Origin of the sequence: Nocardia sp. MDA0666 (assembly GCF_003023875.1) — a bacterium.
Taxonomy (GTDB): Bacteria; Actinomycetota; Actinomycetes; order Mycobacteriales; family Mycobacteriaceae; genus Nocardia; species Nocardia aobensis.
Map to the genome: position 1 here is coordinate 135043 of NZ_PYHT01000012.1, position 11923 is coordinate 146965.

General features: G+C 68.6%; 9 protein-coding genes and 1 pseudogene. 6 read left to right on the forward strand and 4 right to left on the reverse strand.

Translation table 11 applies throughout. From position 1 onward, the window contains the following. The first annotated feature begins 14 nt into the window (after positions 1 to 14). Positions 15 to 962, forward strand: a complete 948-nt coding sequence (locus C8258_RS18475) for an NADP-dependent oxidoreductase (RefSeq protein ID WP_106956251.1) — start codon at positions 15 to 17, stop codon at positions 960 to 962. An 11-nt stretch (positions 963 to 973) separates the two neighbouring features. On the opposite strand, the gene C8258_RS18480 is transcribed toward C8258_RS18475, so the two are convergent. The 3 genes from C8258_RS18480 to C8258_RS18490 form a co-directional block, all read right to left on the reverse strand. Continuing rightward, positions 974 to 2275 (reverse strand): NtaA/DmoA family FMN-dependent monooxygenase, encoded by a 1302-nt coding sequence (locus C8258_RS18480; protein ID WP_106956310.1) that lies wholly within the window; start codon positions 2273 to 2275, stop codon positions 974 to 976. Between the two features lie 124 nt (positions 2276 to 2399). Continuing rightward, complete coding sequence (locus C8258_RS18485) at positions 2400 to 2738, reverse strand: ferredoxin family protein (protein ID WP_062963090.1); 339 nt, start codon at positions 2736 to 2738, stop codon at positions 2400 to 2402. Continuing rightward, positions 2738 to 4333, reverse strand: a complete 1596-nt coding sequence (locus C8258_RS18490) for an FAD-dependent oxidoreductase (protein WP_106956252.1) — start codon at positions 4331 to 4333, stop codon at positions 2738 to 2740. The genes C8258_RS18485 and C8258_RS18490 overlap by 1 nt, the downstream gene beginning before the upstream one ends. 245 nt (positions 4334 to 4578) lie before the next feature. Between C8258_RS18490 and C8258_RS18495 the strand changes: the two genes are divergently transcribed. Continuing rightward, complete coding sequence (locus C8258_RS18495; protein WP_106956253.1) at positions 4579 to 5907, forward strand: LLM class flavin-dependent oxidoreductase; 1329 nt, start codon at positions 4579 to 4581, stop codon at positions 5905 to 5907. A gap of 28 nt (positions 5908 to 5935) precedes the next feature. Here the strand turns inward: C8258_RS18495 and C8258_RS18500 are convergent, their stop codons facing one another. After that, positions 5936 to 7312 (reverse strand): lipase family protein, encoded by a 1377-nt coding sequence (locus C8258_RS18500; RefSeq protein WP_233225174.1) that lies wholly within the window; start codon positions 7310 to 7312, stop codon positions 5936 to 5938. 453 nt (positions 7313 to 7765) lie between these two features. On the opposite strand from C8258_RS18500, the pseudogene C8258_RS33255 reads away from it, so the two are divergent. From C8258_RS33255 to C8258_RS18520, 4 genes and pseudogenes are all read left to right on the forward strand, one after another. Continuing rightward, positions 7766 to 9172, forward strand: a pseudogene (locus C8258_RS33255) (MFS transporter); the annotation flags it as partial. 18 nt (positions 9173 to 9190) lie between these two features. Continuing rightward, positions 9191 to 10117 (forward strand): collagen binding domain-containing protein, encoded by a 927-nt coding sequence (locus C8258_RS33260; RefSeq protein ID WP_255420430.1) that lies wholly within the window; start codon positions 9191 to 9193, stop codon positions 10115 to 10117. Between the two features lie 316 nt (positions 10118 to 10433). Next, positions 10434 to 11210 (forward strand): STAS domain-containing protein, encoded by a 777-nt coding sequence (locus tag C8258_RS18515; RefSeq protein WP_369974769.1) that lies wholly within the window; start codon positions 10434 to 10436, stop codon positions 11208 to 11210. Positions 11211 to 11401: 191 nt separating this feature from the next. Beyond that, positions 11402 to 11914, forward strand: coding sequence for a hypothetical protein (locus tag C8258_RS18520; protein WP_051025313.1), 513 nt, complete (start codon positions 11402 to 11404; stop codon positions 11912 to 11914). The last annotated feature ends 9 nt before the right edge of the window (positions 11915 to 11923 follow it).

Genomic DNA, 11923 nt, shown 5'->3' on the forward strand with positions numbered 1-11923 from the left:
ACTCGGGAGGTGCAATGCTGGCGATCGGATTCGAGGAGCCGGGTGGTCCGGAAGTACTGAAACCGGTCGAGGTGCCCGAACCGCACGCCGGTCCCGGCGAGGTGCGGATCCGGGTGGCGGCCGCGGCCGTGAACCCCTCCGACACCGTGACCCGCTCCGGGATGGCACACGATCGCTACCGGGAGGTGACGCCGCCGTACGTCCCCGGCTGGGACGCCGCGGGAATCGTCGACGAGGCCGCTCCCGAGACCGGCTGGCACAGTGGCGACCGGGTCGTCGCGATCACGCTACCGGTACTCGCCGGGGGCGGTGCCTATGCGGAGAAGATCGTGGTACCCGCGGGCCAGGTGGCGCGCCTGCCCGAGGGAAGCGACTTCGTCTCCGCCGCAACGCTTCCGATGAACGGCCTCACCGCCTGGTTCGCCCTGGACGCGCTCGACCCGCGCGCCGGGCGCACCATCGCGGTGACAGGGGCGGCCGGTGCGGTCGGCGGTTACGTGATCCAGCTGGCCAAGACGCGCGGCTACACCGTGATCGCCGACGCGAAACCGGCCGATGAGCAGCTGGTCCGCGATTTCGGCGCGGATGTCGTCCTACCGCGCGGCGAGGACCTCGCTTCTCGCATCCGCGCCCACGCTCCCAACGGTGTGGACGCGCTGATCGACACCGCGCTCCAAGGCGATGCGGTGCTCGCGGCGGTGCGCGACGGCGGTGCGTTCGTCATCCTCCGGCCCGCAGCCTTGGGTGGCGGAGCCACGCCGGAGCGCGGCATTTCGGTCCACCTCGTGATGGTCGCCGACCATCTGGACGAACCACATGCGCTGAGCGAATTGAGCCGCCTCGCCTCCGAAGGCGCACTCACCCTGCGCGTGGCCCGGACCTTCCCCGCCGACCACGCCGCCCGAGCGCATGAGCTGCTCGAAGCCGGCGGTGTCCGGGGCCGGATCGTCCTCGAATTCTGAAGAGCGCGGTACTAGTTCCGCGGCGGCAACGGAGGAAGTTCGAGGTTGTCGCGGAACGTCTCGCCCACGTAGTCGGAGCCGACGATGCCGCGGCGGCGAAGTTCGGGTAGCAGGCCCTCGAGCAGGAAGTCGCGGTTGCGCGGGTCGTCGAGGCCGCCGAGGCCGATCACGTCCAGGACGTCGGCGTCGTAGCGTTCCTGAATCGCGTCGGCGAGTTGTTCGGGAGTGCCGGCGGCGGCCCAGTGGCCGGTGTCCTTGGCGGCGATGATCAACTCGCGCAACGTTTTTCCGGAACGAGCCAGCGCGGTGAAGATCTCGACGCGGCCGCGGCGCCGGTTCACCGCGTGCACATCGGGCAGCAGCGAGTCCGGGATCGGCCGGTCCAGCGGCAATTCGGACAGGTCGATCTCGCCGCCCAGCATATCGGCCAGCGCATGGCGGCCCGCCTCGAAATCGGTGGCCTCGGCACGTTCACGAACCAGCCGCCGCGCCTCCTCCTCGGTGGCGCCGTAGGTGGTGTGCAGCGAGCTGAAGATGTACGGCAGTCCGTCGGCTCGGCCCAGATCCGCTGCGCGCGTGCGAATTTTCTTCGTGTAGGTGAGCGCGTCGTCGAGCGTCGCCAGCGAGGTGAACACCACCTCGGCGAACCGGGCGCCCAATTCCACGCCACCCTCGGATTGCCCCGCCTGGAACTGCACCGGGCGTCGCTGCGGCAGCGGCGGAATGTTCAGGGGGCCGCGCACGGTGAAATAACGTCCGGCATAGTCGATCGGACGTACCAGCTCGGCATCCAGAACCGCACCGCCGTGGCCGTCCGGCGTGAGCGCGCCCGGCTGCCAGCTGTCGAACAGCGCGTTCGCGACTTCGAGGACTTCGGTCGCGCGGGCGTAGCGTTCCTCCGGGCTCGGCAGGTCCCCGGCGCCGTAGTTCTCCTCGCCCAAAGAGGAGGTCACCGCATTCCACGCGGCGCGACCGTTGCTGATGTGGTCGAGCGTGCCGAACAGTCGCGCCAGGTTGTAGGGGTGGTGGAAAGTCGTTGTGACCGTGGCGATCAGGCCCACATGCCGGGTCACCGCGCTGAGGGCGGACAGGAAGATCAGCGGTTCCTGCGCCCCGATGGCGCCCTGGGCGCCGAAACTCAGTAGATCCGCCGCGAACAGGGCGTCGAAGCGGTGTTCCTCGGCGAGTTTCGCGACACCCAGGGCGTCGTCGAGCGTCGAGCGCCGCGGATCGATCGCGGCGTCGTAGATTTTCGGCGAACCACTGACCCCGGTCACGACCTTCAGCGGCCGGCGTCGCGCACTGCTACCCATCCCCCGACGGTATCGATAGCCGCCCTCGTCGCCACCGGTTGCATTCAGCGAGATCATTTCGAGCGAATCGGGAATTGTGTTGCGAGCCCGATTGTTTCAGCTCGGCTGCTGCCAGGCGACCGGCTCACGCTCCCGAGGGCTTCGGCGCCGGGCCGGGAGGAAGTTCCGGCCCCACCGCCGTCAGACTGCCCGGCCGGCGCCCCTTCCCCCAGCCGATCTCGCGCCGATACGCGCCGATGTGCTCACGCGGGACCGCCTGTTGCGGCGGCAGCGGTGTGGATTGCGGGTCCACGTACAGCGCGTCGGTCGGGCAGTACGCCTCACACATGAAACAGGTCTGGCAATCGGATTGCCGTGCGATGACCGGGATTCCGTCACCACCGCGGTCGAAGACGTTCGTCGGGCAGACGTCGACGCATTTGTCGCACGCGATACAGGCCGGAGCGTGAACAAGTTCGATCATCAGGCCACCGCCGCGACCGCGGGGGCATCGGCCAACCGCAGCGCAGCCGCCACCGTCCACACCTCGTCGAGCCCGCCGCTGAGGATGTGGTGGTGCTGCGCGGGATCCAGCTCCGGATGGTCGGCCCGTTTGCTCATACCGCGAGATTCGGTGCGCGCCAATGCCGATCGGTACATCAGCCGTCCGACCGCGGTGATCGCGGCGGCCTCGCGCGCCCGCACGCGGTCGGCGCCGGTGGCCCGCAACCCCGCGGCCGCCTCCGTCCACACCGCGTCCAGGGCGGCCAACGCCGGACGGACCCGGTCGCCGTGGCGCAGATAGTTCTTCTCCACCGGCAACAGTTCGGCGCGGGCCGCGGCGAGCACCTCGTCCGCGCCGATGCGCCCGGATCCGGTGGGCCGCAACCCGGTTCGCCCGGCCCGGGTCAAACCGTCCGGACGGCCACCGCGCCGCGCGAATCGCGCCGCACCTTGCCCCGCCCAGCTGCCCGACGACATCGCCCATGCCGCATTGTGGCTGCCGCCGCCGGTGAATCCACCGCAGATGCGTTCGCGGGTGGCAGCGTCGCCCGCGGCGTACAGCCCGCTCACCGAGGTCGCACACTCGTCGCTGACCACCTCGATCCCGCCGGTGCCGCGCACCGTGCCCTCGGCCAGCAGATCCACCTCGAAGCGCTGGGTGAACGGGTCGATACCGCGGCGATCGAATTGCAGGAAGAAGTTCGGTTGTCCACGCCGCATCTGCTCCTGCGTGGTTCGGTCCGCGCGGTCCAGTTGCGCGAACACCTTCTCCTGCAACAGGGTTCGCGCGATGACCGAACGTCCCTGCACCGATCCGGCGCCCTCGAGAATGCTGCCGTCCTCGTGGAAGAAGGTGGCGTAGCGGTAATAGGCGGTCTTGGTGACGGTCGAGCCCTTCGCGGCGATGCCGTAGGCGTTGGAGAATTCCATCCCGGAGAAGCGTGCGCCCACCTCGGCGGCCATGAGGGTGCCGTCGCCGGTGTCGACGTTGGTGCCGAGCGCGCGCGAGAGGAAGGCGCAGCCGCCGGTGGCCAGCACCACCGCGCCGGCGTGCACGCGGTAGTCGCGATGCTCGCGCAGCAGATAGCCGGCCGCGCCGCGGACCGTGCCGTCCCGATCGACCAGCAGTTCCAGGGCCGGGGCGTGGTCGACGATCCGCACACCCAGCCGCTGCACCCACGCCCGCATGCGGCGCATGTATTCCGGGCCTTGCACGCCGGTGCGAATCGGGTTGCCGGTGCGCGGGTCCACCGGGAACGGGTAGCGGCCCTCCTCGGCCAGCCGGTGCATATTCGCGTAGGTCTGGTCGAGCACTCGGTCCATCCAGCGGTGGTCGGCGAGGAAGCCGCCCAACTCCTCGCGACTGGCCTTGGCCGCCGCGCGGGCCGACGGATCGGGCGCCACGTACCAGACGCCCGTCCCCGCGGGTGCGGTGGCGCCGCTGGTGCCGCAGTACCCCTTGTCGACCAGGACCACCTCGGCCCCGGCCTCGCGGGCGTGGATCGCGGCCCAACAGGCGGCCGGTCCACCGCCGATCACCAGCACATCGGCATCGATCTGCCATGCCTCGCTCATCGCCGTACTCCTTCGAAAGCGGGGCCGAAACCGCCGCCGGACAGATGCCCGACAGAAATACTCGCCCGCGCCCCGGCGGCGGAGAATCCTTACGATCAGCAGGATTCTGTGGTGAAGTAGCGCGCGTCGGCTGAATTCGAATCACGCCCCGCACAAACCGTTTACGCGACCGCACCCGTTTGGTTGACTGCCGTCGCCCGGTCCGCAGACCGGTTTCATCGCGACTATCGGACGGGTGTGCTCGTATGAGTGAACGGCAATTGCATCTGAACGCCTTCATCTATCCCGCGGGCCATCACGAGGCCGCGTGGCGGCACCCCGACAGCAGGCCCGACCGCATCTATGATGTGACCTATTACCAGGAGATCGGCCGCACCGCCGAGGCCGCCACCCTCGATGCGGTGTTCTTCGCCGACGGCCCCGCGCTGCGCACCGATGTGCGCTACAACGCTGCGCCCGGCCTGGAACCGATCACACTGCTGACCGCGATCGCCTCGGCCACCACGCATCTGGGCCTGATCGCGACCGCGTCCACGACCTATTACGAGCCCTACAATCTGGCCCGGCTGTTCTCCTCGCTCGATCACATCTCGGGCGGGCGCGCCGGATGGAATATCGTCACCACCGGAACCGACCTCGCCGCAGCCAATTTCGGACTGGACCGTCACCCCGATCACACCGAACGTTATGCGCGCGCACGCGAATTCGTGGACGCGGTCGTCGGATTGTGGAACAGCTGGGACGACGATGCGGTGCTCCTCGACCGTGCCGCCGGCATCTACGCCGATCCCGACAAGATCCATCGCATCGATTTCCGCGGCGAATATCTGCGCGTGCGCGGACCGTTCAACGCCGCGCGCACTCCGCAGGGCCATCCCGTGCTGGTGCAGGCCGGCGCCTCCAACGACGGACGGGCCTTCGCGGCCCGCTACGCCGAGGCAATTTTCACCGCCCACCAGCGGCTCGAGGACGCCCAGACGTTCTACGCCGACATCAAGCGCCGGGCCGAAGATTTCGGCCGCGATCCCGGGCACGTGAAGATCCTGCCGGGTATCAGCCCGTTCATCGCCGACACCGAGGCGCAGGCGAAACAACTACAACGCGAATTCAACGAGCTGACCGTGCCCGAATACGGTCTCGGCCAGCTGGAAAACCTCGCCGGGGAATCGCTGCGGAATCTCGCGCTCGACGAACCGGTGCCCGCCGCATTGTTCGCCGACGCGGGCGATGTCACCGACAATGCGGCCAGCCGCCGACAGGTGATCGCGGGCATCGTCACCCGCGAGCAGCCCACGCTGCGCGGACTGCTGCACCGGCTCGCGGGTGCGCGGGGGCACCGGGTCTTCGCGGGCACGCCCGAACAGGTCGCCGACACCATCGAGGATTGGTTCCGCCACGGCGCCGCCGACGGATTCAACGTCATGCCGCCCTACTATCCGGGCGGACTCGAGGTGTTCACCAGCACGGTGGTGCCTATCCTGCGCAGCCGCGGGCTGTTTCGCACCGAATACACCGGCACCACGCTGCGCGACCACTTCGGATTGCCGCACCCCGGGTCGGCCGCAGCGAACTGATGCCGAAAACCTTACGCCACAGCACTTTTCAGCGGGCGGGGCATTCATTCGGCGCGGGGACACCGCGCAGTCGCTGATCGAGCCAGTCGATCGCGCCCGGGAAACCGGCCATCAGGGTGATCGAATGTTCTCCCAGGACGCTGCGGAAGACAGCGGGAACGCCGCGAGCGCACTGCGTGCGGAACAGATCGGTCGACTCGACCTCGGGGATCCAGATGTCGAGCAGGCCGTGGTAGATGTACAGCGGCGCGGCGGAGGTGCGGTCGCGCAGATCGGTGGCGGCGAACAGTGCGCGGGCCGCCTCGGTGTCGAGCGGATGGGCGGTGTCGGTCGCCAATTCGATCGGCACGCCGGTCACGCCCAGCGGCCCGTTGCTGTCGCCGCAGGTGTCCTTCACCGGGGAGGTGGCCAGCCACTCCCCCAGATGGTTCAGCTGATCCAGCAGTTCCGGGTGTTCCCGGGCGAAGGCCAGCGCGACGACCATCAGGATTCCCGACGCGATATTGCCGTTGAAATGACGGGCCACCTCGCTGTAGTCGGTGGCCAGACCACCCACCGACACCCCGACGATCGAGCCCGCCAGTTCCGGCGCGTACTCGCCGAGCAGCATATCCGCCGCATAGGCCGCGATCGCACCGCCGGAATAGCCGCCGATCGCGAACTTGCTGTCTCCCAACGTCTTCGGTTCGACCGTCCGCACCGCGCGCATGGCGTCGAGGATCACGTGCCCGGCGACATGCGGTTCGGCATAGGCCATCCACGGGCCCTCGTGGTCGGGAACGAGCACTCCGTACCCGCGCGAGAGGCCCCACCACGTGGTGGGCGGGAAGAGGTCACCCGCGCTGAATTTGGGATGCAATCCGTGCGCCAGGGCATAACCGGGGGTGCAGCGCAGGCCGAGCGAATTGATCGGGATGGCGTTAACCAGCACGGGCCGCTGTCCGGGACCGGTCCAGTTCGCGGCGGGAATCAGCAGGGTCGCCGTGCCGAACGAGGGCGCACCGGTCGCGCCCGTGGAACGGAATTTCAGCTGCAGCGCGCGGGCGATCGGCACCACCGCCAGCGGCGCGGCCGTGGCCGTCACATCGCGCACCTCGATCGGGTCGCCGGGACGCATGGCGTCGAGTCCGGCCGGCCATTGATCGAACAGCGGATCGCCGGCCGGCGGCGACAACACCGACCGCCACAACGCGGCGAGCTCGGGCGGCAGTTGGGCGTTGGGCGGCGAGGGGGCCGGTGGCAGGTTCGGCGCCGGGATCGTCCGATCGATCCACTGTTGCCATTCGGTCGAATCCGTGGGAGCAGGGCCGTTGTCCGCACGACCGAGCGGTGGGCGAACCGTCATCGACACCAGCAGGGCACATGCCGCGAGCACGACGATCAGCAGCGTCCGGGCTCGTTTCACAGCAACCTCCACAACAGATCGACCAGCCCCGTGCCGGGGCGGTAGTGACTGGAGCCGAGATCGGGTTCGAAGGACCCGCCAGGCACAACGATATCCCCAGCTGACGACACCTGCGCGCAACTCACCGCCGCTCCGCCGACCGCGTCGGCCACGAGAATGCCGGCCGCGAGAACGGCCGCCGGGAGGAACCGCCGGCAAGGTTTGGATGCCACACCGAAAATCACTGTGCCCCTTTGTGAATGACTGCCCCGACGCAGGCACACCCTACGGTCGGCGGGTGCGGCGCAGAGCCGATCGGGCCGCGGTCGGGCACAACTCACGAAGCCGGAGCGCCGATATGGGTGCCCGGCACAACGGCTCGACAGGTGAAACGGGCGATTTTCATCAAAATGTGCATGATGCACCTCATATGTATGATGCAAACTTCGGCTCGTGATATCCGAGGAGTAGGGCGTGGAGAAAGCACATACCGCCGGGCGTTCCGGCGCGATACTGGCGGTGCTGGCATTCGCCGGCATCGTCGTCTCGCTGACGCAGACGGTGGTCGTGCCGTTACTCGGCCAGCTGCCGCAAATCCTGCACACCAGCCCGGCCAACGCCACCTGGGTGGTCACCGTGAGCCTGCTGGCCTCCGCGGTCACCACACCGGTGTCGGGGCGCTTGGGCGACCTCTACGGCAAACGCCTCGTGCTGCTCGGCTCGACGGTGCCACTGCTGGTCGGGTCGGTGATCTGCGCAGTGTCCTCCTCGCTGTGGCCGATGATCGTCGGGCGCGGCCTGCAGGGTATGAGCGCCGGCATCGTGCCCGTCGGCATCGCCGCACTGCGTGACCTGCTGCCGCGCGAACGCCTCGGATCGGGTATCGCGCTGATCAGCTCCTCGCTCGGAATCGGCGGCGCGCTGGGCCTGCCGATGGCGGCCGCGGTCATCCAGTACTCCGACTGGCGGGTGCTGTTCTGGACGATGGCCGCGCTCGCGGCGGTGATCGGCGTCCTGATCTTCACCCTGATTCCCGCCACCCCGCCGACTTCCGCCGCCACCGGCCGGTTCGACGTGCTCGGCGCCCTCGGTCTCGGCGTGGGCCTGGTGTGCTTGCTGCTCGCGGTGTCCAAGGGGTCGAGCTGGGGCTGGGGCAGCGGCCTGACCATCGGCTTGTTCGTCACCGCCGTCGTCGTCCTGCTGTTGTGGGGCTGGTGGGAATTGGCCGCCCGCAACCCCCTCGTCGATCTCCGCGTCACCGCACGACCGCAGGTACTGCTGACCAACGCGTCCTCGATGGTCGTCGGCATGGCGATGTACGCCCAGTCGTTGGTGGTGCCGCAGCTGTTGCAACTGCCGAAGGCCACCGGGTACGGACTCGGGCAATCGATGATGGCCATGGGCCTGTGGATGGCACCGGCCGGACTCATGATGATGCTGGTCTCCCCCCTCGGCGCCAAACTCTCCGCCCGCAGCGGACCCAAGATCACCCTGATCGTCGGCTGCGTCATCATCGCCGCCGGATACGGATCCTCGATGGCGCTGATGGGCAGCACCTGGGGCCTGCTGATCGTGACGCTGATCATCAACACCGGCGTCGGATTCGCCTACGGCGCCATGCCGGCCCTGGTGATGGCCGCGGTACCGCAGTCGGAAACCGCCGCGGCCAACAGCTTCAACACGCTGGTCCGCGCGATCGGCACCTCGGTCGCGGCCGCCGTGGTCGGCGCGGTGCTGGCGCAGATGACGATCTCGCTCGGCGGGCATGCCCTGGCCAGCGAGAACGGATTCCGCGTGTCGCTGCTGATCGGATGTGGTGTGGCCGTGGCCGGCGCACTGGTGGCGACGTTCATTCCGGGACACCGGACGGCCGCGATCGCCGCGACCGCCGCCGTGGATATGGATGCCGAGCACAGCTCGTACTCTGCGTCGCACGCCACTGAATCCGCGGTTGCGAAGGACGCAAATGCTGTGCGGCGCAACGGTATTGAGCAGACGCCGCGCCGGCCCGATGTCTCCGGACCGGTCGCCTTCGGTCGCGTCCACGACTCCCGCGGTGCGGCGCTGCCGAATGCCGTGCTGACCCTGATCTCGATGTCCGGCCGCCAGATCGGCCGGGCACTGACCGACGCCGAGGGCTACTTCGAACTCGCCGCCCCCGAACCCGGCTCGTATGTGCTGATCGCCTCGATCGACGGACGCCGCCCGGACGCGTCCACCGTGCAACTCGCGCACCATCCGGTGCCCTGCGATGTCGTACTCACCGCGATGGCCGGACTGGCCGGCACCGTGTCGCGCGGCGACGACGGCACCCCCATCGCGGGCGCGCGGGTGTCGGCTCTCGACGCTCGCGGTGAGGTGCTCTCCTCCGCGGCCACCACCGACGACGGCACGTTCGGCCTGGCGGAACTGCCCGAAGGCGATTTCACGATCGCGGTGAGCGCCGACGGCTTTCACCCGACCGCCCTTCCCGTGCGAGCGGGTGGCAGCGACACACCGCGCCTCGACGTGACGCTGCGCCCCTGCGCCCGCCTGCACGGCGTGGTGCGCGGCCGCGACGGCCGTCCTCTGCCCGATGCCCTGGTCACCCTCACCGACTGGGACGGCACCGTGGTCGACACCATGGTCACCGGCCCCGACGGCGCCTACACCTTCGCCGACCTGCACGACGGCACCTACACCGTGGTGGCGAGCGGTTACGCACCGGTGCACACCCCGGTGGTGGTCGGCGGCGAGGCAGAGGAGCTGAACGTGGAACTGGGACACGGCAATTCGAGCGAATCTCTGGAGCAGCTCGCGGCCCGGTCTTCCGCCGACCATCGGTAGCAGGGCTGACGTTGCTCTCGCCTTCCTCACCGGGAGGTCGGCTGCGGGATCGACGACAGTCGTAGTGAGGTGGAGCGAGCGTGTCTGCTGGGCCCTAGAGAGGGGTTGGAGCATCGGGGGTGAGATACCTGGGCGGTGCCGCTTACTGTCTGCTTCCGGCCGAACGCCGGCAAGTTGGTCGACCGTCCGGCGTCACGTCGAAAAGAAGTTTCGGCGAAGGCGGCGCGGGTACGGATCGAATATGTGCGGTATGCACCCCACCACGACTGCCGGTCGCAGTGCGGACCCTGGTGTCGGCATTCGGATGTGATCCGTTGTGACTACCGCCCCGCTCATCTGCTGGCAGGCCAGGAAAGCCGATCGTTGTGTGGTGCTCGAACCAGATTTCACACTCGATGCGGGGACATACCGCCAATTCAGCGACGGCCTGGTCAAATTCATCGTCGGGCAACCTCGGGCCGTCATCGTATGTCTCGACCACATGACGGTCGCATCCGAAGCCGTTCTCACCGCCTTCACCAGCGCCCGGCTGCGCACGTCGAATTGGCCGAATGTACCGATCCTGCTGGCCGCCGAGAGTGAGGAGGCGCGGCGCAGGCTCGAGCGCAGCGCAATCCGACGATGGCTGACAGTGCATTCGACCGTCGCCGCAGCGATCGCGGCGGCGGGCGAACCGCCGATTCGGCGGTGGGTCGCAAGGACCATGGCGCTGTCACCTTTCACCGGGCACAGGGCGCGTCGGCTCATCGACGAAGTCTGCGCCGAATGGGACCTCGGCGAGATCAGCGAGGCCGCACAGATCATCGTCACCGAATTCATCGACAATGTCGACCTGCACGGCCACTTCACCGGCGTCCCCGATATCGACGTGCGGCTGGAATATCGCGAAGACCTTCTCACTATCGCGGTCGCGGATCCCGATCCTCGCGAAGCCGTTCTGCGGGAACCGGCCCCGGGCTCCGCCGGGCGCCGATTACACGGCCTGCACATCGTGGCCGAGATGGCTTCGGCGTGGGGATGCATACCGCGGTGGCCGACCGGCAAAGTGGTGTGGGCGACGGTGGCGGCCACCCGGCACCCGCAGGACACCTGATCGGGTCCGGACCGCGATCATTCGGCCGGCTGAAAACCATGGTGCCGATGTAGATCACTCGGCCCGATCACGTCCGACCGCCCCCGCGCCGGCGCGAAGCGCGGGTGGTTAATGTACGGACAGCTCGTGAGAACCCTCGGTTCACCATCCGAGAGGGCACGAGCGATATCAGGCATCGAGAAAGAAGAATCATGCGTCACGTCATTCGCGCAGCCGCGATCGCGGTTCTCGCCACCTCCGCCACGGTCGGCATCGCCGGTCCGGCCTTCGCCGAGTCTGGGTCGCCCGCGACCGCCACGGTCGCGGGCGAGCAGGGCACACCGGCCGATCCGGCCGCCCCCGCCGGTACACCGGTCGATCCGACCACGGAGTATCTGAACGCATTCGACACCATCGCCGGTGCGTGGGCCGACGACTCGACGGTCGGTCAGGTCGTGGGGACGGCGGCCGGCCTGGCGGTCGGCTGTCCGCTCGGCGCGATCACCGGCGGCACGCTGACCATTCCGGTGCCGGTGCTGACCCCGATCGGCATCGTGGGCGGATGCATTCTCGGCGCGGGCACACTCGGTTTCCTCGGTGGCATGGCCGGCGGCATCGTCACCGGCGGACCGAGCTTGGCGAACGCGGTGGGCGACCAGTACAACTCGCTACATTCCAAAGGCCTGATCGCACAGTCGATGCCGGCCGACGGCAACGCACGGTAATCGACACTC